This is a genomic window from Eubacteriaceae bacterium ES3 (assembly GCA_030586155.1).
Classification (GTDB): Bacteria; Bacillota; Clostridia; order Eubacteriales; family Eubacteriaceae; genus Acetobacterium.
Window position 1 is genome coordinate 506,986 of the sequence record CP130741.1, and the last position, 20,294, is coordinate 527,279.

20 protein-coding genes and 1 pseudogene are annotated in these 20,294 nt (G+C 39.9%); 11 read left to right on the forward strand and 10 right to left on the reverse strand.

What is annotated here, in order from left to right:
• The first annotated feature begins 19 nt into the window (after window positions 1-19).
• On the forward strand, window positions 20-769 hold the full coding sequence (locus Q5O24_02245) for an SDR family oxidoreductase (GenBank protein WKY48175.1): 750 nt from the start codon (window positions 20-22) through the stop codon (window positions 767-769).
• Between the two features lie 120 nt (window positions 770-889).
• On the opposite strand, the gene Q5O24_02250 is transcribed toward Q5O24_02245, so the two are convergent.
• Complete coding sequence (locus Q5O24_02250; protein ID WKY48176.1) at window positions 890-1,576, reverse strand: zinc dependent phospholipase C family protein; 687 nt, start codon at window positions 1,574-1,576, stop codon at window positions 890-892.
• A gap of 219 nt (window positions 1,577-1,795) precedes the next feature.
• Window positions 1,796-3,334, reverse strand: coding sequence for a helix-turn-helix domain-containing protein (locus Q5O24_02255; GenBank protein WKY48177.1), 1,539 nt, complete (start codon window positions 3,332-3,334; stop codon window positions 1,796-1,798).
• Window positions 3,335-3,588: 254 nt separating this feature from the next.
• On the opposite strand from Q5O24_02255, the gene Q5O24_02260 reads away from it, so the two are divergent.
• Both Q5O24_02260 and Q5O24_02265 read left to right on the forward strand, forming a co-directional pair.
• Window positions 3,589-4,572, forward strand: a complete 984-nt coding sequence (locus Q5O24_02260; protein WKY48178.1) for a uroporphyrinogen decarboxylase family protein — start codon at window positions 3,589-3,591, stop codon at window positions 4,570-4,572.
• A 495-nt stretch (window positions 4,573-5,067) separates the two neighbouring features.
• A complete protein-coding gene (locus tag Q5O24_02265) occupies window positions 5,068-5,622 on the forward strand; it encodes an acetate uptake transporter (protein WKY48179.1) in 555 nt (184 codons plus the stop codon).
• A 156-nt stretch (window positions 5,623-5,778) separates the two neighbouring features.
• Here Q5O24_02265 and Q5O24_02270 read toward each other — a convergent pair whose 3' ends face one another.
• On the reverse strand, window positions 5,779-6,672 hold the full coding sequence (locus Q5O24_02270; GenBank protein ID WKY49194.1) for a cysteine synthase family protein: 894 nt from the start codon (window positions 6,670-6,672) through the stop codon (window positions 5,779-5,781).
• 295 nt (window positions 6,673-6,967) lie between these two features.
• On the opposite strand from Q5O24_02270, the gene Q5O24_02275 reads away from it, so the two are divergent.
• The 3 genes from Q5O24_02275 (at window position 6,968) to Q5O24_02285 (ending at window position 9,359) form a co-directional block, all read left to right on the forward strand.
• Window positions 6,968-7,300: a zinc ribbon domain-containing protein YjdM gene (locus tag Q5O24_02275; protein ID WKY48180.1), complete on the forward strand. Its 333-nt coding sequence runs from the start codon at window positions 6,968-6,970 to the stop codon at window positions 7,298-7,300.
• A 107-nt stretch (window positions 7,301-7,407) separates the two neighbouring features.
• On the forward strand, window positions 7,408-8,238 hold the full coding sequence (locus Q5O24_02280) for a LysR family transcriptional regulator (GenBank protein ID WKY48181.1): 831 nt from the start codon (window positions 7,408-7,410) through the stop codon (window positions 8,236-8,238).
• Window positions 8,239-8,369: 131 nt separating this feature from the next.
• Window positions 8,370-9,359: a uroporphyrinogen decarboxylase family protein gene (locus Q5O24_02285; GenBank protein WKY48182.1), complete on the forward strand. Its 990-nt coding sequence runs from the start codon at window positions 8,370-8,372 to the stop codon at window positions 9,357-9,359.
• Window positions 9,360-9,518: 159 nt separating this feature from the next.
• Here Q5O24_02285 and Q5O24_02290 read toward each other — a convergent pair whose 3' ends face one another.
• The 6 genes and pseudogenes from Q5O24_02290 to Q5O24_02315 all read right to left on the reverse strand — a co-directional run bounded on the left by Q5O24_02290 (window position 9,519) and on the right by Q5O24_02315 (window position 14,512).
• Complete coding sequence (locus tag Q5O24_02290; GenBank protein WKY48183.1) at window positions 9,519-10,319, reverse strand: AAA family ATPase; 801 nt, start codon at window positions 10,317-10,319, stop codon at window positions 9,519-9,521.
• Window positions 10,312-11,571, reverse strand: coding sequence for a DDE-type integrase/transposase/recombinase (locus Q5O24_02295; protein WKY48184.1), 1,260 nt, complete (start codon window positions 11,569-11,571; stop codon window positions 10,312-10,314). Before Q5O24_02295 ends, Q5O24_02290 begins: the two co-directional genes overlap by 8 nt.
• A gap of 148 nt (window positions 11,572-11,719) precedes the next feature.
• Window positions 11,720-12,256 carry a transposase gene (locus Q5O24_02300; protein WKY48185.1) on the reverse strand — a complete coding sequence of 179 codons (537 nt, stop codon included), beginning with the start codon at window positions 12,254-12,256 and terminating at the stop codon, window positions 11,720-11,722.
• A gap of 352 nt (window positions 12,257-12,608) precedes the next feature.
• Complete coding sequence (locus tag Q5O24_02305) at window positions 12,609-13,820, reverse strand: IS256 family transposase (protein WKY48186.1); 1,212 nt, start codon at window positions 13,818-13,820, stop codon at window positions 12,609-12,611.
• A gap of 234 nt (window positions 13,821-14,054) precedes the next feature.
• Window positions 14,055-14,255: a PTS ascorbate transporter subunit IIC gene (locus Q5O24_02310; GenBank protein ID WKY48187.1), complete on the reverse strand. Its 201-nt coding sequence runs from the start codon at window positions 14,253-14,255 to the stop codon at window positions 14,055-14,057.
• Between the two features lie 2 nt (window positions 14,256-14,257).
• Window positions 14,258-14,512: pseudogene (locus Q5O24_02315) on the reverse strand (SPFH domain-containing protein).
• Window positions 14,513-14,631: 119 nt separating this feature from the next.
• Between Q5O24_02315 and Q5O24_02320 the strand changes: the two are divergent.
• The 5 genes from Q5O24_02320 (at window position 14,632) to Q5O24_02340 (ending at window position 19,903) form a co-directional block, all read left to right on the forward strand.
• Window positions 14,632-17,004: a copper-translocating P-type ATPase gene (locus Q5O24_02320; GenBank protein WKY48188.1), complete on the forward strand. Its 2,373-nt coding sequence runs from the start codon at window positions 14,632-14,634 to the stop codon at window positions 17,002-17,004.
• Window positions 17,005-17,092: 88 nt separating this feature from the next.
• A complete protein-coding gene (locus Q5O24_02325) occupies window positions 17,093-17,476 on the forward strand; it encodes a DUF2680 domain-containing protein (GenBank protein ID WKY48189.1) in 384 nt (127 codons plus the stop codon).
• Window positions 17,477-17,493: 17 nt separating this feature from the next.
• Complete coding sequence (locus Q5O24_02330; protein WKY48190.1) at window positions 17,494-17,676, forward strand: SHOCT domain-containing protein; 183 nt, start codon at window positions 17,494-17,496, stop codon at window positions 17,674-17,676.
• Between the two features lie 173 nt (window positions 17,677-17,849).
• A complete protein-coding gene (locus tag Q5O24_02335) occupies window positions 17,850-18,530 on the forward strand; it encodes a response regulator transcription factor (protein ID WKY48191.1) in 681 nt (226 codons plus the stop codon).
• 2 nt (window positions 18,531-18,532) lie between these two features.
• Complete coding sequence (locus Q5O24_02340; protein ID WKY48192.1) at window positions 18,533-19,903, forward strand: HAMP domain-containing sensor histidine kinase; 1,371 nt, start codon at window positions 18,533-18,535, stop codon at window positions 19,901-19,903.
• Window positions 19,904-19,942: 39 nt separating this feature from the next.
• Here Q5O24_02340 and Q5O24_02345 read toward each other — a convergent pair whose 3' ends face one another.
• Window positions 19,943-20,278 carry a CGGC domain-containing protein gene (locus Q5O24_02345; GenBank protein WKY48193.1) on the reverse strand — a complete coding sequence of 112 codons (336 nt, stop codon included), beginning with the start codon at window positions 20,276-20,278 and terminating at the stop codon, window positions 19,943-19,945.
• Window positions 20,279-20,294 lie beyond the last annotated feature (16 nt).

A 20,294-nucleotide genomic window follows, 5' to 3' on the forward strand; every position in this document is an offset into this window, starting at 1 on the left:
TATTATACAAGGAGAAACTATGAAAAGAGGAGTTGTTGTAACCGGGGGTGCTCATGGTATTGGTCGCCAAATCTGCTTGGATTTCCTAAATAAAGGTGAACAGGTTTGTTTTATCGATTTTAACGAGGATGCAGGCAAGAGCTTTGCAGATCAGTACTCAGATCTGTACTTTTTTTATGGCGATGTTGCGAACCCGGATAGTTTGAGAGAATTTGTAATATACGCTAAAGAAAAAATAAAAAAAATAGACGTACTGGTCAATAACGCATGCAAAGGAAATAGTGGAATATTATCGGATCTTAGCTATGAGGACTTTGATTATGTATTGGCAGTGGGCTTAAAAGCTCCTTATGAACTTAGTCGGCTTTGTCGTGAAGAACTAACCCGGAATAAAGGTAAAATTATAAATATTGCCTCAACCCGGGCTTTTCAGTCAGAACCGGATACGGAAGCTTATGCCAGTGCCAAAGGAGGGATTGTGGCGCTGACACACGCACTGGCCATTTCATTGGGGCCAGAAGTTTTGGTCAATGGCATAGCACCGGGGTGGATTGAGGTGGATGGATGTGATGAACACAGCCACACTGACAAATCGGCGATACCAGCCGGGAAAGTTGGAAGACCTGAGGATATTTCGCAGATGGTACTTTTTTTGTCAGAACAGGATTTTATTACAGGTGAAACCATAAATGTTGATGGTGGCATGAATAAGCGAATGATTTATCACGGGGACTGGAACTGGGAATATCATTTTTCTGATCCGGTGTGATAAAGATGTATTCAGCGTTTTTTGATTTAAAATAGCAACCATACGTCCCAGAGTATTGTTTACACCATTGACTTGCGGTAAAAAAGTTATTGTAAAGATTGCTGTTCTCGTATTAATCTTCTAAACCACTGCCTTTCGTTTCAAGAATTCCTCATCCGGTGAAGGAGTATAACTGGCTTTCTGCATTTCATTTTCTCTGCTCATAAATAGTTCAAATCCGAAGATTTTTTCAAAAGTTTTATTGATTGCATAAAAGGCAAAGTCCTTATCAACGACTGTATGTTCTTCTTTAATACAATAACGGTTGATTAAGTCAACAAGATATTGAAAATCAGGATCACCCTGGACAAAGCCATCAATTTGGCCGTTTATATTTGAAAAACTGACCTGGTACTTAAAAGGATCAGCGATAGTCTGCTTTTCAGATGGATTTCTGTTAATCAGATCCTGCAGAACGGTGATGTGGAGATCCCATTCATACCAGAAATGAGTCCATTTGGACGATTCATTATATGGGTTCTTGGCGTGGAATTTACAAAAGAAGTCACAAAGAAAATGAGCAACGACTCCCAGAGCGACAGACCGATCCCAGTCGCTGAGGGAAGTATCTTTTACTGTATAAACCTGATTACAAAACAAATCATAGATGTGAGAAAATTGGTGTTTCAGAAAAAGCATTTTTGTAATATCGGGCTTAACATTGCCATATACGAATGCGGACTTGATGATTTGAAAACTATCAAACTCCTGTTTATTCAACTGCTCATACAAAAACTGGCCAATATGTATATGGGTTGCAAAAAACATAGTCTTCACCTCCATAACAAGTCTAGCATTCTGCTGTAAAAAAAGATTTCTATTAATGTTAGAATTGGATAAAGTTTTGTTAAATTTCAGAGGAATTAATCTGCAAAATATTAATTTAATAAACTAGGGTTACATAAGCATTTAAACAAAAGAAGAAAGGAGCTAAACATTTGTTTTAGTCCTTTCTTCTTTATGCAATTGTTGGTGTTTTAATAAGTACTACTGATTTTCTTCCAGTACCTGCCAGGAAAGCAGAAGGTAGAGCAGTTCATGATTAGATTCTAAATCAATATCAAACAGTTTTTTCATCCGTTCCAGGCGAGTCAGCAGCGAGCTGCGATGAATATGTAAGGTTTTTGCCGTTAGAGAGGCGTTGAGACGGCATTGAAAATAAATAGACAAGGTCTGATAGTATTCAGTGTGCTTACGGTCATCGTAGGCTTTAAGTTCAAGTAGCTTAGGATTGCAAATCTGCTGATCATTAAAGTGGCCGGTGCAATTTTTGAGCATTTGATAATAAGCGAAATCATCAAAATAATGAATCCAGGCTGTTGAAGCATGAATCTTTCCTGTTTCAAGGGCAATTTTTGTTTGCTGATAAGCTGTTTTTAAACCATTGATATCGTCAAAAATTCGGCTTAGCCCAGCAATCAATAGACTTTCTCGCAGAAATAAAGGAAGCTGCTGGTAAAAATCATTTTTACAGGATTGTTTGTATAAATTGAGGTTAATTAATAGTAATAGTTTTTCATCAAAAAAAAGCGAGATGCATCCCGGCCATTGGGATTCGATTTCAAAACCTAAGAATTCGCTGTAAATATTCATTGTATAAGATGCTTTTGAAGAAAACTGGAGCAGCTGCAGTGAATCGGCCTTCTTCCAGCCGTTTTCCAAGGCAATTCGTTCCCATTGGCCGATTGGATTTTGTAAGTCATTCAGTAGATTGATTAGCGGCTCCCGCATATTGTTCAAAACAATATATTTAATATCCAAAGACTGATATTTTTCAAAAAGCAAGTTACTATAATAATATAAGTGTTCCAGAATAGAACGGATATAGGCTTTCAAAAATTCATCTCGACCAGTTACCAGCATAATAATGAGTCGTCCGGCATAGGTGTTCTGGTTAAAAAAGTTGCGGCATAACATTTGGTCTGTTCCATCAGGAGTGATAGCCTCATAAAGAAAAATATCACGTTCGTCATAAAGGGCCTGAAATTTCTGATCAGAAATAAAATCGTTGACCGCATCGATGGGCATATTGTAGTGTTCATCAATGACCGTGTCATCAAAAAGTTCTTCGCAGGCCTTTGAAAAGGCAGCATAGTGAAATTTATGATCGACCAGCATAATCCACTCATCTAAAACCTGTTCACAGCTGTTAATCTGATCCTGGTAATTGCCGTTTTCAAAGACCGACTTCTGAAGGTGGGCATCCCAGTGATCAAACAGATTGAATATCTTTTGCAGTGTATTAAAAAGCGTATGCATTGAGAGTTTGGTGTCGATAAGAAGGATCGTAGCGTCAATATGTGTCAGGTCGAAAAGTGGTGGCTGAGTAAGAATGAACAGTGATTTAGCCGGTAATTGGTCGTTAAAATCCTTGGAATCGACCAGAAGCGTTAAATTAGAATCTTCAATAGCTGGTTCCCAAAAAACTGGTCGAGAATAACTTGAATTTTGACTGCTTTTTTTTAGGTAGCGCAGAGAAAATTTCTTTTGCAGCTGGTAGTAGATGATATCCTGAGACAGATTCATAGCGGAGCCTTTCTATAAAAATTGAATTTTGTATAAACAGGTTATAATTAGTTTGGCGGACCGAGTAATGACTGTTGAGCTTTAGTATTCATTTTAGGTCAGTGGTTTTTAATATGCAAGCGAAATTTTCAAAAGACCTACAATGTGTAGGATAAGTTAAGAAAAAAAACTGCTATTGTGCTGTATATACATTTCGTAAAAATATCGATATAATTAGAAAAAATTACAATGAAAATGATTACGGAGGTATAGAAATGCTTACACCACGAGAGAATTTTTTAATGGCTACTGTTGAACATAAGAAACCAGAATGGGTTCCCAACGAAATGAGTGATGTAATATTGGTTGGAGGATCTTTTGAAGTTTTTGAGAATGGCCCGCTAGGAGGAGGACTTGATGGCTTTGGAGTGACCTGGCATGCGACTGAATCGGCTGGCGGACAACCGGTTCCAGGTGGGAAGCCAGTTCTTGAAGATGTAACGGCCTGGGAAGATCTGGTGACTTTCCCCGAGCTTGATGCCGTTGACTGGGAAGGCAGTGCGGCTATGCAGTTTGGGATTATGGGGGCAGACCGCGATCAACGTGTCGTTGAATATGGTATTTGGAATGGACAGTTTTTAAGATTGACGCATCTGATGGGATTTGAGAACGCTTTGTGTGCCATGGTTGAGGAGCCCGAAGCCTGCCAGGCCTTATTTTCTGCAATCACTGATTATAAGATCAATTTGGTTGAACGAATTGCTAAACACTTTAAACCGGACATTATCACCAATTTTGATGATATTGCGACGGAAAAGAGTTTGTTTATGTCGCCGGTTACTTATCGTGAATTGATTAAACCTGAGCATAAACGCCTAAACGATGCCATTAAATCTTTGGATATCATTCCTTTTATCCATACCTGTGGCTGTGTTGAAGCGGTCATTCCAGATTATGTGGAAATTGGTACAGTTGGCTGGTCTTCGGCCCAGCCGATGAACGATATTGTAGGAATACAAAAAAAATATGGTTCGCAAATTTCAGTTATCGGCGGATACGATACGAATGGAAAACCAGGACTGGAAACAGCAACTCAGGAAGAAATGGATACAGAGGTCAAACGCTGTATGGAAACCTACGGACCGCAGGGCAGCTATGCCTTTATGGGCTTCAGACTGATGAGCGGAGCAGGTCCGGAAAGCTTTATGGAAGGCGTTATACCAATTAATGCTGCCGTGGAAAAGTATAAAAATTTATAATAGGCGGTGTATACATTATGTCTTTGTGACGCTAGAAATGTTCATGACAGTTAGGTGTTTAATGAACTTTATAAAAAGTAACTGGACGTTATACTCAGCTTCAGATTAGTATCCTAAGTGTCTAGTGTAAAATCCCCTAAATTCGATTTAAATAGGCTGGTATAAATATGAATAAGCTGGCACTATGGAAGGTCAAAGACTTTATATATTTCGCTCTTTGTATGCAAAGCGCCCGATTTTCATTTTGAAAACCGGGTGCTTTGATATTCAGGAGGCTTCACACGATCCGCAGTGAAGCGCTTTTAGCACTGCAATATTTTTCTATACTGTAAAAGATCAAACATAAATGCATTAAATCTTTTTTGTAGGCTTAATATAAATATTTCTTTTAGAGCCACTATCTGCTGAAAATATCCATTGTATTTTTATTAAAAAGATGTTATTCTATCAAAAGTCTGACTAATTTTAATAAATCTCGAAAGGAACTCATTTAACATGTCAAATCAATCAAACATTGCTAATCCAGCTCCTCTTGGTCTAATCGGTTTTGCCATGACCACAATTCTTTTAAATTTACACAATGCTGGATTTCTGCCACTTTCTATTGTTATCGTCTCAATGGGTATTACTATCGGTGGTATCTCTCAGATTATCGCTGGAATCATGGAATTTCTGAAAAACAATACCTTTGGTGCAACTGCTTTTACCGCGTATGGTTTCTTCTGGTTGTCACTGGTTATAATCTGGATAAATCCTTTTTCCACTATTGAAGCCGCTGATTCTTTAAGTTTAGGCTTTTATCTGGGACTCTGGGGACTATTCACTGTTTTTATGTTTTTTGGAACACTAAAACACAATCGGACTTCCCAATTCGTATTTGGTTCGCTTACAGCTTTATTTTTACTGCTGGCTGTCGCAAATTTTACTGAATCTTCGGCTGTACACGTTATTGCCGGATATGTTGGAATTTTCTGCGGTCTTTGTGCTTTCTACAATGCTGTCGCTCAGATTATTAACCAGGAATTCGGTAAAACCATTATGCCATTATAATTTTTTATAATAGCTTTAAGGGGGAGTCGGTAAACTGCCCACAAAAAATCAGTATGGTCCATAAGACCTATACTGATTTTTTTGATGCAAAAAAGATGGCTGCCGATTTCATTATTGCGTTCATAATTTAGAATTACTTTTCAAATAATATAAAAATTACAGTTTGAACAAATCTGTACTTAGGTATTTTTCACCGCGATCAGGGAAGATGACAACTATTAGACCAGAATCAATTTTCTTTGCTACCTCGGCGGCGGCAAACATGGCAGCACCGCTACTCATGCCGACAAAGATCCCTTCCTGTTTAACAATTTGTCGGGCATATTCGAAAGCAACCTCTGATTCAATCATGATATGCTCATCAATTTCTTCAGGCTGATACAAAGCTGGGACGATAGCTTCTTCCATGTTTTTAAGCCCCTGGATATAATGTCCAAGTTCAGGAAAGGCTTCGATAATTTTCACATCTGGATTATGTTTGCGCAGGCCCATGCCGATGCCCATAATGGTTCCGGAAGTCCCTAATGAAGAAACCAGGTGGGTCACTTTTCCCTCTGTCTGCTCCCAGATTTCTTCGGCTGTTGTCGTATAATGGGCCAGTTTATTGTACTGATTGCTGAATTGGTCAGGATTGAAGTAGCGGTCAGGATATTGCGCTGTCAGTTCCCGAACCTTACGAATTGCACCGTCGGTTCCTTCATCGGGTGATGTTAGGGTAACGGTAGCGCCAAAAGCCTGAATCATTTTTCGTCTTTCGATTGAGACGGCTTCGCTCATTACGATTTCTACCTGATAACCCTTAACGGCTCCAATCATAGCCAGACCAATGCCGGTATTACCGCTGGTTGGTTCAATGATAATTTTGTCTTTGGTTAACGTACCTTCTGCCTCAGCCTGTTCCAGCATTTTTAGAGCAATCCGGTCTTTAATACTGCCGGTAGGGTTGAAGCCCTCAACTTTGGCAAGAATTTCCACGTTGGGATTGGGGTTTAAATGATTAATGCGAACCATTGGTGTATTGCCGATGGTTTCTAAAATATTGTCATAAATTAACTTGTGCAATTTTTTGTCCTCTCTATTCAGGTATGGTGTATCTCCATTATAGTATAAAAACGCAGTGGAAAACAAGAGATTAAAATTTAGCATTGATATTACTTAGTCAGGATATCGATAATGAGTTCGATAAAATCACTTTGAAGCAAACTAGTATCAATTAGTATCATTATAATAGGGGAGGCATGGTTAAGGCTATTGTGATTTAGATAAGGGCGAATAACTTGTTATTTTCTAAATAGTATGATAGTATGAAAAACCCAAATGAAAAATAATGAATGGAGAACAATTAATGGAACAGTTACCTAATTGCCCAAAATGTAATTCTGAATATACTTATGAAGACGGTGTTTTGCTTATATGTCCGGAATGTGCACATGAATGGACTGTGGATTCTATGGCCGAAAAAGAAGTAACTATTAAAGATGCCAACGGAAATATTTTAAGCGATGGTGATACCGTTATTCTAATTAAAGATCTAAAAGTCAAAGGCAGTTCCCAGGACCTTAAAAAAGGAACAAAGGTCAAGAACATTCGCCTGGTTGATGGCGATCACAACATTGACTGCAAGATTGATGGCTTTGGCGCCATGTCTTTAAAATCGGAGTTTGTCAAGAAAGCCTAGCAGCTTCATTAAAAACTGTGATGATTCAATAATGAAAATTTTTGGAACACTATCAAATTATCATTTGTATTTTGCTGATTTGATAGTGTTTAGAAGGATATTTAAATATGAATATATCGCAAATAGAGTATTTCCTGGAAACAGCGAAATGTCTCAATATCTCCAAAGCGGCTCAAAACCTGTTTATTACTCAGCCAACCTTAGGCAGACAAATTTCAAAAATTGAAACTGAACTCAATACACTGTTATTTATCAGAAGTAATAAGGGCCTTACATTAACGCCAGCCGGAATTGTTTTATATGAAGAATTTTCGAAAATTATTGATGATTACGGTCAGGCGGTCAAAAAGGCCACGTTAGCCAGTCAGTGCATTGCTGGAGTACTAAATATTGGAATAGTGGATGGGCTGGAAATTAAAAGTTTTATCCCCCAAATGGTCACTTATTTTGAAATTAATCATCCCAACATTGAGATTATTTTTCACCGAAAAAGTTTTTTCGCTCTGCTGGAAGATTTAAATAATGGCAGGCTGGATGCTTCCATTTCTTTTGATTTTCATCTCAAAGAATATCCAGAACTTAAAACAATTTGGATTAAAAAAAATATTCCAGCTTTTATTGTGCCAATAAAAAACCCTTTGTCGAAAAAGGAAAAGCTTACTTTTTCAGATTTTAAAGATGAACCGCTGGCTATTGTCAGAAAAGAAGAATGTCCCAGTGGTGTGGAACTGGTGATTAACTCATTTCTTAAAAATGCGGGCTTTTATCCGCGATTGCATTTTCTTGAGTCGATGGCGGATGTGCTTTTATGGGTCGAGTCGGGAATGCGATGCGCTCTTTTGAACACAGATATGGTTTTAAAACATTCAGATGTAGTGAAAATATATCCCTTTGAACTAGAAGAACGTTTTAGTGATATTAAAGGACGGAAATCATAATTTTGCTTTAAACCTGCTAAAAAATTATTATGCTCAAAAGGCATGATGACTAACAGCTATAAGCATTTTACAGCCTCTATGTAATCGTTATAATGATATTAAAATCGATTATTCTAAGGAGGCTTTTATTTATGGAAGAAAGACAGTTATCGCCCAGGGAGAACGCCTTGATCGCCTATAAACATGGCGTTCCTGCTTATATCCCGACACTTTTTACTGACATAACAATGATACAGGCAAATCCGTCAATGGAACGATATTGTGGTAGTACATCAGGTGTGGACGGATTTGGCGTTGAATGGACTTATGTAGAAAACGCTCATGCGCCGATGACAACACCTGGAAAAATACTCTTCGATGAGATTTCAGACTGGCGAGAATACGTGAATTTTCCTGACCTGGAAAAAATAGATTGGGAAAAACAGGCGGATATTGATGTTCATACTGACTTTATGGCCTTGGTTGCAGGCGCTGGGCTTGTTCCCATGGCTGATGGGAAAAGTGCTTATGATGAAGATAAGTTGGTTTTATGCATGGTCATTAATGGTCCGTTTGAGCGACTTCATGCACTGATGGGGTTTGAAAATGCCCTGATTGCTTTGGCGACTGAGCCTGAAGAGTGTTACGAATACTTTAAAGCAGTGGCTGACTGGAAAATAGAATACTTTAAAAAAATTGCCAAGTATTATAAAGTTGATGTAATTAACGGTCATGATGACTATGGGTCCAAAGATCGGATGTTTATGTCACCGGACACATGGCGAAAATTAATTAAACCTCATCTCAAGCGGATGGTGGAAGCCTGTCATGAATCAGGTGTCTTATATCAGCATCATTCTTGTGGACATATCGAGCCAATTTTAGAGGATCTGGTTGAAATTGGGGTTGATGCAATTGATACATTACAAGGTGGAAGCAATAAAAATTTAGTTGCCCTAAAAAAAGAATTTGGCGATCGAATAACATTTTGTGGTGGATTTGATAATCAGGGAGTTCTTGAGCTTCCCGATGTTACTGAAGATGAGATCAAAGCAGAGTATCGTAGGGTTGTCGATGGTCTCGCCCCAGCCGGTAGTTTTGTAGTATTTCCCATCACCATTGGCTTTGATTATGTAGTGTAAATTTTCACATTATTTCGGACTGAATTAGTCACAATAAATCGGATGAAAAAGGAAGAAATAATGCGAAAATAATGGCTTATTAAGAATATAAATCTCGTTTTTAATCACATAATCACGTTCCATTTTTCCAGAAAAAAAGGGAGATAACGCTGTCAGGCGTTAAATCCCGGCTTCTGCCGAAGCGGCAAAAACAATCTCTTCATCGATGAGATCAGTTTGCTTTTGAAAGGCGAGAATCAGACATTGGGTAACGAGATTGCCGACTAATCGAGGATAACCGCCAGTCGAAGACGAAATAGCTGCATAAGCATTCTCGTTGATCAGATTTCGTGAAACACCGGCATGTTTAAAGCGGTGTTTGATATAGTCTCTGACCTCATCCGGTGTCAGTGGTGAAAAATGAAAACGGGTCACCAGCCGCTGATCCAGCGAACGGTTCTGGTTTAAAGCCAGGCGGTTGGCCAGCGTTGGTAAACCGGTGAGTATCAGAATAAAAGGATTGCGTTTGTCCATGTCAAAGTTAAAAATGATGCTCAGATCGTGAAGAAACTGAGCTGAAGCCGACTGCATCTCATCGAGGATAAAGACAGGCGTGATGCGGCGCTTATCATAAAGATCGATAATCGCGTTCTGAATCTGAAAGAACAGCTCCACTTTGCGGAATTTCGGCTGTTCCCCGAGCGAAAAGGCCAGACCCCGGTAAAAGTCCATAGTTGTTCCGGAAGACATCGGGAAATACATGACCTTATATAAGGACGGATTCAAATTGTCGGCAAAGACCCGCAGGGTCGATGTTTTACCAACCCCGGGGTCACCGGTAATCAGACCAAAACCTTTGGTGGTTTTGAGATAATCCAGTCGGGCCAGAACTTCCCTGTAAGCTTCGGACTGAAAGAGCATCGATGAATCAATGCTTTTGTCAAAGGGTGCCTGCCGGAACCCGAAAAATGATTTATACATGAGGAACACCGCCTAACGTGCTGTAGCTGATAACATTGTTATTGCGTTTGGCAATGGCATTGTCCGCCATGATGACTTTTTTGCAGGTAAGAATCCGGACACTGTTTTCATAAAGATAGATCTCATCAGGGCATTCATTGGGATAGCGGATATCCACGCTCTTGCCGATAAACATTGGCGAAGCTTCGAAAAGGGCGTTGTGCAGCGAAATGGTGGCATCCGACTTGACCTTTCTGGTTGCCCGGATCAGAAAGGCTTCATCAATGATCCGGGGATCAGAGAAATGTTTGATTCGGTCGCTCCCCCGCATATAAAAGACCATCGGTGCTTCATTGAGACTTGAATGAAGCTTATGATGATAATCCCGGGCCAGCCAGGCCTCAAAGCGCTGGTTGAGGACATCCAGATCCATCAGGTCGGAATCCGTCAAAAGCGGATAAAAACGACTGCGGACGGTTTTGAAAAAGCGCTCGATTTTGCCTTTGCTTTTGGGATCGTAAGGTCTGGTATTGACCAGTGCAATGCCCAGAGTGGCACAGGAAGTATTCAGTTGGTGAGAACGGAAAATCTTGCCATTATCAGCATAAAGCATGGTGGGCTTGCCACAGGTAAGTAAAGCAGATTTAAGGACATGAAGGAGATCTTCATTCTTTTCAGCCAGCATGAACTGAGCCCCGGTAATTCGCCGGGAAGCATCATCGATAAAAGCGATCAGATAGGTTTTGCGCTTTTTACCGTTAAGAGTCAGATATGGGCCGTGGGAAACATCGGTCTGCCACAGGGTGTTGATATCAACATGGGCAAAACGGCGGCGGTCAGCCGTATCCGTCTGGGATGGCTTTAACAGCTGATGTTTTTTCAGCAGCCGATACACTGTGGAATAGGAACAGTCAGAGCTGGTGAAGTGCCCTTCATGAATGAGCCACTCATGGAACAACTTCACCGATAAATGGATGTTTTCCGTTCGTAACGTAAGGAGCAGTTTAGTCGATTCCGCTGATAAAGCCCGGGAAGAACCCTTGTCTGTCCGAACCTTGGGCTTGAGCGCATCAAAACCATGACGCCGGTACAGACGGAGCCATTCCAGCAGGGTTTTGCGGTTGTAGGTGCGCGTGCCATAATGCGGAACATCATGGGTTTTGGCACTGATCTCATCCAGATAAGCGGCGTGGGACGAGACGGTATCCGTAAGCAATGGCGCAATCAGGCCATAGCGAAATAAAGCAATCAGTTCTTTGTCTTTTTCAGTCATTGTAAAAAAACCTCCGTTTTTAAAGAATTGAGGTTTTAAGGATCCATAAAACTCAGTAAATAGAGCATAACGGATCAATGGATAAAAGGCAAAGCAAAAGCTCTGTGGGCTAAATAGTTCTTCAAAAAAATGCGGAAGGATGGTACAATTAATGTGCCATAAATCCTTTCTTAAAATGATCGTGATATCTTTTGCCGAAGATGGGGGGCTTGCCCACCGAGTAGACCATTTCAAGAAGCTTTATGGCTTTTTTATGCCAAAAATCAGGAAAGTCGATTAAAGGATCATGGCAGATGCGAAAAAATTCAATCAGCCGGTTCAGACAAAGTAAAAAACGCCGGGTGATAAAGCGACGATGCTGATGCGCTAAAGTATTGGCATAATGAGCCCCGTTAAAGAAGGCCCAAAGCAGTTCCAGCAGAAATGGAAGCGCCAGCTGAAATCCTGGATGACAGAAAGAAGGCAGGACACTGACTGTCTTACCGCAATGAATACAGTAATGACGTTGGACCGGAATGGAGAAGACATCCTCATACCAGATCACATGCCGGTGATAGATACCATGAAGATGAAGTCGATGGCGGGTGTAACAATGTGGACAGCTGTCAATACGAACTCTTTCAGTGGTGTAGAATTCGGTGATATAATCCAGCGGGTGGTCAGAAAAGTGTTCCAGATGAACCATGGTTTGTGCTTCCTTAAAGTGACTAATGATTAATCATTATACCATAATTGAAAAGCCAGGTTTGCCGGAATAATTTGATTAGTTCAGGGCTCTTTTGACATTTATAATTTGCTAATTAACAATGTAGGCGCATTGCTGGAGGAACATTTTCAGTATGGCATGGGCTTTTATGCCATGAAGGGAGAGCAGCCGGATATTGGGTTATTAATGTAGGTCTTTCAGGAAGACAAGATTTAAAGAGACTTTTATTCTGCTCACATAGTTAGCTGTTACTGGGTTTAGTTTGATGATTATAGTTTGATAATGTTCAAGTCAAGTCCAAAATAGTGTGTAAAAACCTCGGTGGGTTTAACTAGGCTGCTGATGAAACAGCAGCCGTCTGTTCTTTTAAAAATTCATAGTAATCCTGCATATCCAGATATTTTCTGCCGGAAGACCATTTTTCATCCTGTTCCATAAGCAGCGCACCCAGTAAACGGATAACCGATTTTTCGTTGGGATAAATGCGGATCACGCGATCACGACGCCTGATTTCCTCGTTGAGTCGTTCGATACTGTTGGTTGTGCGCAGTCTTTTCCGGTATTTCTCAGGAAGACTCATTACAGCCATCACATCATCAAAACCTTCTTCGAGTATTTCAATCGCTTTTGGTGCTTTGGATTCAAAATGTCTCAGTGTGTCTTTCAGCAGGTTGCGGGCATCTTCAATATTTACTGCATTGTAGATGCGTTTCAGATAGGATTTCAATTCGGACTGCTGATTTTTGGGCGTTTTATCCAGTACATTTCTTGAGAAATGTGTCTGGCATCTCTGCCAGGTGGATCCCTGAAAATGTTTTTTAATCGCATTTACAAGTCCTTTGTGATTATCGGATACTATCAGATCAACGGCTGTCAGACCACGCTCTTTGAGATTTTGAAAAAAATCTCCCCAGCTTGATTCTGTTTCGGTATCATTCAGCTGAAAACCAATTACTTCACGATTGCCATTTTCGTTGACTGCGGTTGCTACCAATAGACCTTTTGACCGGACTCTGCTGTCTTCGCGAACTTTGAGATATAAAGCATCCACAATTATAAATGGATAATGCTTTTCAAGCGTTCGGTTACGAAAACCGTTTACTACCGGATCCAGATTTTCACACAGCTTTGAAACTGTTGATTTTGAAAAGCTCTGGCCACAAAGTTCTTCTGTAATGTTTTCGATTTTGCGGGTTGAAACCCCATTAATGACCATTTCGATCATTGCCAGCATCAGAGCCTGCTCGCTCCGCTGGTAGCGCTGAAACATCGTCGTGCTGAATTCGCCGTTACGATGACGAGGGATCCGCAGGGTGATACCACCGATTCGCGTTGTTAATTCACGATCCCTAAAACCGTTACGGTAAGCTGTCCGATCCTCGCATCGCTCATAGCGTTCAGCACCAAGTTGCTCAGCCGATTGCGCTACAAGCACCTGGTTAAGAATTGTTTCCAGAAGCTTTGAAAAAGCCTCATCCCGGGAATCTTTTGTAAAAAGTCCGTGCAAAAGTTCTGTGTCCAGTGTAATATTTAATTGAGCCATTTGTTCATCTCCTCGATTAGGTATTGGGTGGTACTTTTATTTTAACCGAGGTTTGAGCTCTTGGCTCATTTTCTTTTTACACCATTATACGGACTTTATCTAATGTTCAACTTGAATATCGGTCTTAAGCTATTGTCAGCATAACAAAAACTTATTTATAATTTAATGAATTTGTATCCAAAGGACGAGAAGGCTGCCAATTATATCAGAATTGGCAGCCTTCTCGTATTTACTTTAAACATCCAACTCAGGTGGAATATCCAATTCATCAGAGACATATTTTCCATTTTTCTTACGTTGACGGACACATTCTGTCAGCAGATATTCAATTTGTCCGTTAACTGAGCGAAAATCATCTTCAGCCCAGGCAGCAATGGCTTCATAGAGCTTTGGGGAAAGTCTTAAAGGGATCTGTTTCTTTTTATTTTCAGCCATGATTAATAGAGGCTTCCAGAATTGACGATTGGTTGAGCATCATGATTCCCGCAAAGAACAACTAATAAGTTAGAGACCATTGCTGCTTTTCGTTCTTCATCCAGCTCCACAATTTCTTTTTCATTAAGACGTTCCAGGGCCATTTCTACCATTCCTACAGCACCATCGACAATTAATTTGCGGGCATCAACAATGGCAGCGGCTTGTTGTCTTTGCAGCATAGCGGCGGCGATTTCTGTGGCATAGGCCAGATAAGTGCCTATACATAGAAATGCTACAAGATTATAAGAATAGAAAATGTTAAATTTAACTGATTTTAATTTCTAATTCAGGGTAGAATTTTAATAAGACAAATTTTCAGAAAGGAATGATTAATATGAACGATCATAAAGATCCTCAAAAGATGGAAGAACACCAGGAAATGGAGTCCGATCAACATAAAAATCAAGGTTCGATGGCAGGTCATGACCATAATACTCAAATGACTGAACATGAAGGAAAAAACCACTACAGGGAAATGGAAAATCACGACCAGCATATAAATATGGAAGAACACAACCACCATAATGATATGAATGAACATACTCATCACCAAGAGGCTATGACTCATGACCAACACGAAAATATGGAGAGTCACACTGAACATACTGAAATGAAAAAACATGATCGGCACGCTATAATGAATGGGCATGAGCATCACAAGGGAACGACGACACATGACTCTCACGAAGATATGGGTGAAATGGATATGCATAACCATCATAGCGATATGGGCGGTCATGATCATCATGGGGGAATGGAGCACGTTGATCATCATAAAATGATGGCCATGGACTTCAAAAAACGTTTTTATGTTTCATTTGTGTTCATGATTCCGGTGCTGTTACTCTCACCGATGATCCAGGGGTTTATGGGTGTTAGTTGGCGATTTGCCGGTGATCAGTATATCGTTTCTGTTCTGGCTACCTTTTTATATTTTTATGGCGGTAAGCCTTTCTTAACAGGAGCAATCGATGAGATAAAGAAAAAATCTCCGGCTATGATGACTTTGGTGGCCATGTCGATTACAGTATCCTATGTATATAGCTTAATGACAGTATTTTTTATTGAAGGCAATGATTTTTTCTGGGAACTGGCAACCCTGATTGTTATTATGTTATTGGGGCATTGGATTGAGATGAAATCGGTGATTGGTGCTTCCAAAGCCCTTGATGAACTGGCAAAGCTGATGCCGGAAACGGCCCATCGAATTAAAAATGCGGATGAACTGGAAGAAGTTAAAGTTCACGAACTGGAAGAAGGAGATTTTGTCCTGGTTAAGCCTGGTGAAAAAATACCGATCGACGGTAAGGTGTTCGAAGGAACTTCCTATGTTAATGAATCGATGCTGACGGGTGAATCGGTACCAGTGGAAAAAAAGGCAGATGATGAGGTAGTTGGTGGAGCCATCAATGCGGATGGCATATTAAAGGTTGAGGTATTACGTACTGGTTCGGAGATGTTTTTATCTCAAATGATTGAACTGGTCAAAGATGCACAGAAAAACAAATCAAAAACCGAACGTCTGGCCGATCAGGCTGCAAAATGGCTTTTTTATATTGCCACAACAGTAGGAATTATAACTTTTATGGCCTGGATCTTTGTAACCGCTAATCTTAATTTTGCCATAACCCGAGCCGTTACGGTTATTGTCATTTCCTGTCCCCATGCGTTGGGCCTGGCTATTCCTTTAGTAACGGCGGTAACAACATCTATTGCAGCCCAGCATGGTTTACTGATCAGAAATCGCGCTGCCTTTGAGAATGCCCGCAAGATGACTGCCATTGTTTTTGATAAAACAGGGACTCTAACCGAAGGGGAATTTGAAGTGACTGATTTGGTCAGTGAAAAGGATTCTGATGATAAACTTTTAACTATTGCAGCATCATTAGAAATAAATTCCGAACACCCAATTGCTGAGGGGATTGTAAAAGAGGCCAAAACAAGAGGGCTCAAACTTATGTCGGTTGTAAATTATATAAATATCACGGGCGAGGGTTTAAGCGCTGAAATTGACAAACAAGAAGTGAAAATTGTCAGTCCCGGCTTTATGAAAAAGGCCCAAATCTCTTATGATGAAGCGAAATTTCAGAATTTAGCTGATGACGGAAAGACTGTTGTTTTTGTACTACTCGACAAAGTGCTGTTGGGAATGATTGCCCTATCCGATAAAATTAAAGAGGAATCAGAAGCGGCGATCAATGGTTTACATGCTATGGGAATCGAAACAGTACTTTTAACCGGTGACAATCAGACGGTAGCTAATCGGGTTGGGCAAGCTTTGAAAATGGAGCAGATTATAGCCGAGGTATTACCGGAAGATAAAGTCAATCAGGTCTCAATGTTAATCGAGCAGGGTAAGACAGTGGCAATGACGGGTGATGGTGTAAATGATGCCCCGGCTCTGGCTAAAGCTGATCTAGGGATCGCTATCGGAGCTGGAACGGATGTAGCAATTGAAGCCGCGGATGTTATTCTGGTCAAAAGCAATCCCAATGACGTGGTTTCACTAATTAGTTTATCGAAAAAGACTTATCAGAAAATGATCCAAAATCTGGTATGGGCGACTGCCTATAATTTGATCACTCTGCCATTGGCGGCCGGGATTCTTTATAACCAGGGGATTCTAGTCAGCCCGGCAGTTGGTGCGCTTCTAATGTCTCTGAGTACAGTGATCGTGGCAATTAATGCCAGATTAATAAAGTTTTAAAGTAAAAGACTGTTTTAATCATATTTGTGCCATATTTCAGGAGTATAGTTATCATATAAACTAGATCACACAAGAAAGGGTGAATATGATGAAAAAAGTTTTGATGATTTTGGCAGTAATATTATTGGTTTCTGTTCCAGCAGGCGTTTTAGCTGCAACATCGGATGCAGAAATTGCACAGGGGGCTCGCGGTTTATGCGGATTTGGTTTTATTACAACCGATCTGACAGAAGAACAAAAGGCAGATGTGGATGATGCTTTTAATCAGATGATTAATTTGCGAAAGGCTACAATTAACACGTTTCTTGAAGATGGTATAATGACTCAGGACCAGGCTGACTTGGCATTGGAAAGAGTGGATGAAATGATTGAACATCATGAAGAAGATGGTAGCGTTTACGGAATGATGGGCGGTTTTGGTCGCGGTGGTATGATGGGCGGCTATGGCTGCTATGATGGTGATGAAGACTAACTTAAAAGGAGGATGTCATGATGGGATTGATTGGTTTGCTGATTGTTGGGATTATCCTCTATTTCTTATTTAAAAATAAAGATTTGTTAAATGCCAACCAAAAGTCAGATAGTTCTCTTGAATTGCTCAAACAAAGATATATCAAGGGCGAAATTGACGAAGAACAATATCAGAAAATGCTTGAGGTTCTCAAACACTGAGGTAAAATAGAAAAAAGTCCAGGGTGTAAGCCTTGCGGCAAATGTTTAAATGCTGATTATTAGAGAAACAGGTTTGTTTAAATGGCAAAATTGTTACATAGCTGTTATGATTGTTTTTGGAAATTGAAATGTAGGTGAAAAATGACAAATCCCTAGAAAAATGAGGTGGGTTAGTGAAGTATCAGATACTGGTGGTAGAAGATCAGGAAGAAATTCGCAGCGTCATAGAAAAATATCTCCATCATGAAGGTTATGAAGTTCAGATCGCAAAAGATGGTTTTGAAGCGCTGAGTCTTTTTAACAGCAACACCACCCATCTCATTTTGCTTGATGTAATGATGCCAGGTATTGACGGATTTGAAGTGTTGACAGAAATCCGCAAAGTATCGGAAGTGCCGATTATTTTGCTGACGGCGAAGCAGGAGGAAGTTGATCGAATCAAAGGCTTGAAAATTGGCGCTGATGACTATGTCGTTAAGCCATTTAGTGCCAGAGAACTGATGCTTAGAATTCAGCGTTTATTAAAAAGGGTTTATCAAGAAATAGATGAGATCGTCTATAAGTATCAAGATTTCAGCCTGCATACTGGAAGTATGAAGCTGTACCGCGGTCAAGATAATATTGTGATTACTTCTGCCGAGTACAGCTTATTGTTGGTTCTATTTAAAAATCAGGGGCAGGTGCTGTCCAGAGAACAATTGATTGAACAGGCTTTTGGCGCTGACTATGATGGGTATGATCGAAATATTGACAGTTATATTAAGCGGATTCGTCAGAAAATTGAAAAAAATCCCAGAGAACCGCATATTCTTAAGACAAAATATGGCGCTGGTTATATTTTTGGTGGAGAATAATGATGAGTATTAGAAGACAATGGATGACCGTACTAATCTTATCGGTAGTTTTATCGGTAGCCATTAATTCGACGGTGTTTGGGATTCTGATTAACCGCACATTTATTGACTATTCGACTGAAAGTTATGGCAACCATGTAGCCCAGCTGGAAGAGTTGTCACAAAAAGTATTACTTGATGACTCCTACACTGAGCAGCAAATAAATATGCAGTTGGAATCGCATTTAAGTGATCCGATTAAGCAAATAAGAATTTATGATGTCAATGGCAATCTTATGGGTGAAGTTGGCAATTATAGTGTTCCGATGATGAGCGGAATGATGGGACGAATGAATTCGAGTCAGACAGAGGAAATTGATACACGCGACATAGTCGTTGATGAAATGGTGATCGGAGAACTGATAATAACCCGATACAGCTCGATCAGTGATTCTCTGGAAGCCAGAAAATTTATGCTCTCGTTGGCTGGAAGTGGTTTTCTTTCCTTTGGCATAGTCTTTACATTGATTTTTATTATTGGTATTTTTATCAGTCGAAGAATGAGTAGAGATTTAAGGGCTACTGCACAGCAAGCAATTGACATTGATCTGGGAAATACCAGTCCGGTTCCTAAATCTAAAGTCGAAGAGATCCGTACGATTCAGCACAGTTTGGATACATTAAATTCCCGTTTAAAAATGAAACAGACCAGCCGTAAAAAACTGATTGATGAACTGGTTCATCAGACCAGAACACCATTGACCATTTTAAGAACACATTTGGAAGGCTTTCAGGATGGAATCATCGAGTTTACACCGGAAGAAGTAAAGATCTGTGAGACTCAAATTGAGAATATTACTTCGATAATCAGTAATATGTCAGGTATGATCGATGCTCAAAAAGAGCTTGAACCGGTCATTATTGAAGAGGTGGAGATGGCTTCGCTTTTCAAACAGATTGTCACTGGTCTGAAAATGCAGTTTGACAAAAAATCAATTGAGTTAAATTTAATTAGCCATCAGAAGATTTCTGTTAAGACAGATCGATATAAATTAAGTCAAGTGGTTTACAACTTATTGACTAACGCATATAAGTTTACAGAGTATGGCGGATCAGTCACGATTAATTATTTTAGTCAGAAGGATATGCTGACTATTGTCGTTGAAGATAGTGGAAAAGGTATTTCGAAAGAGGAACAATCAAAAATATTTAATGTTTATTTCAGGGGGGATAATTCACAAAATACTTCAGGAGACGGAATTGGTCTATATGTGGTCAAAGAAAATCTGGAAAAAATCAAAGGTGTTATTGATCTAGAGTCAACAGTAGGAAAAGGCAGTAAATTTACTGTTCGTATACCTCTTGACCTAGATCATGTCACAAAAAATGATTAAATAATATGCAGGCGTAAAGCCTGTTTTTATTATTCAAAATCACCTTTTAGCGTATTGGAGAACAATAATATCTTCTCCCAGTTTGCTTTTGGCGGCTTCCACCATCCGCTTGAGATGGGGACAGTGATAGGTTTTTGAATTATTTTTTAGGATTGGAGATATAAAAATGATGGTGTCAGCGCCGTGTTTAACTAAGTCTTCGGTATTTGATAGGGCTTTAAAACCAGGGCAGCCACCGCAGGAATTGAGTCCTGAAAGACTGATATCTGCAGGGCTTATATTTTCAATCCCGTTTTCCCGTAGCATTTCTAATAACTCATCCATGACTGGCATACCCTTATTTGCCTTCATGCATCGGATTAATCCTATTTTCATTTTACCTCACCGTTAA

Excerpts from the sequence above, each read along its gene's own strand:
- Q5O24_02245 (WKY48175.1), top strand. The coding sequence starts at position 20 with ATGAAAAGAGGAGTTGTTGTAACCGGGGGTGCTCATGGTATTGGTCGC.
- Q5O24_02250 (WKY48176.1), bottom strand. The coding sequence starts at position 1,576 with ATGTTTTTTGCAACCCATATACATATTGGCCAGTTTTTGTATGAGCAG.
- Q5O24_02255 (WKY48177.1), bottom strand. The coding sequence starts at position 3,334 with ATGAATCTGTCTCAGGATATCATCTACTACCAGCTGCAAAAGAAATTT.
- Q5O24_02260 (WKY48178.1), top strand. The coding sequence starts at position 3,589 with ATGCTTACACCACGAGAGAATTTTTTAATGGCTACTGTTGAACATAAG.
- Q5O24_02265 (WKY48179.1), top strand. The coding sequence starts at position 5,068 with ATGTCAAATCAATCAAACATTGCTAATCCAGCTCCTCTTGGTCTAATC.
- Q5O24_02275 (WKY48180.1), top strand. The coding sequence starts at position 6,968 with ATGGAACAGTTACCTAATTGCCCAAAATGTAATTCTGAATATACTTAT.
- Q5O24_02280 (WKY48181.1), top strand. The coding sequence starts at position 7,408 with ATGAATATATCGCAAATAGAGTATTTCCTGGAAACAGCGAAATGTCTC.
- Q5O24_02285 (WKY48182.1), top strand. The coding sequence starts at position 8,370 with ATGGAAGAAAGACAGTTATCGCCCAGGGAGAACGCCTTGATCGCCTAT.
- Q5O24_02290 (WKY48183.1), bottom strand. The coding sequence starts at position 10,319 with ATGTATAAATCATTTTTCGGGTTCCGGCAGGCACCCTTTGACAAAAGC.
- Q5O24_02295 (WKY48184.1), bottom strand. The coding sequence starts at position 11,571 with ATGACTGAAAAAGACAAAGAACTGATTGCTTTATTTCGCTATGGCCTG.
- Q5O24_02300 (WKY48185.1), bottom strand. The coding sequence starts at position 12,256 with ATGGTTCATCTGGAACACTTTTCTGACCACCCGCTGGATTATATCACC.
- Q5O24_02305 (WKY48186.1), bottom strand. The coding sequence starts at position 13,820 with ATGGCTCAATTAAATATTACACTGGACACAGAACTTTTGCACGGACTT.
- Q5O24_02310 (WKY48187.1), bottom strand. The coding sequence starts at position 14,255 with ATGGCTGAAAATAAAAAGAAACAGATCCCTTTAAGACTTTCCCCAAAG.
- Q5O24_02320 (WKY48188.1), top strand. The coding sequence starts at position 14,632 with ATGAACGATCATAAAGATCCTCAAAAGATGGAAGAACACCAGGAAATG.
- Q5O24_02325 (WKY48189.1), top strand. The coding sequence starts at position 17,093 with ATGAAAAAAGTTTTGATGATTTTGGCAGTAATATTATTGGTTTCTGTT.
- Q5O24_02330 (WKY48190.1), top strand. The coding sequence starts at position 17,494 with ATGATGGGATTGATTGGTTTGCTGATTGTTGGGATTATCCTCTATTTC.
- Q5O24_02340 (WKY48192.1), top strand. The coding sequence starts at position 18,533 with ATGAGTATTAGAAGACAATGGATGACCGTACTAATCTTATCGGTAGTT.
- Q5O24_02345 (WKY48193.1), bottom strand. The coding sequence starts at position 20,278 with ATGAAAATAGGATTAATCCGATGCATGAAGGCAAATAAGGGTATGCCA.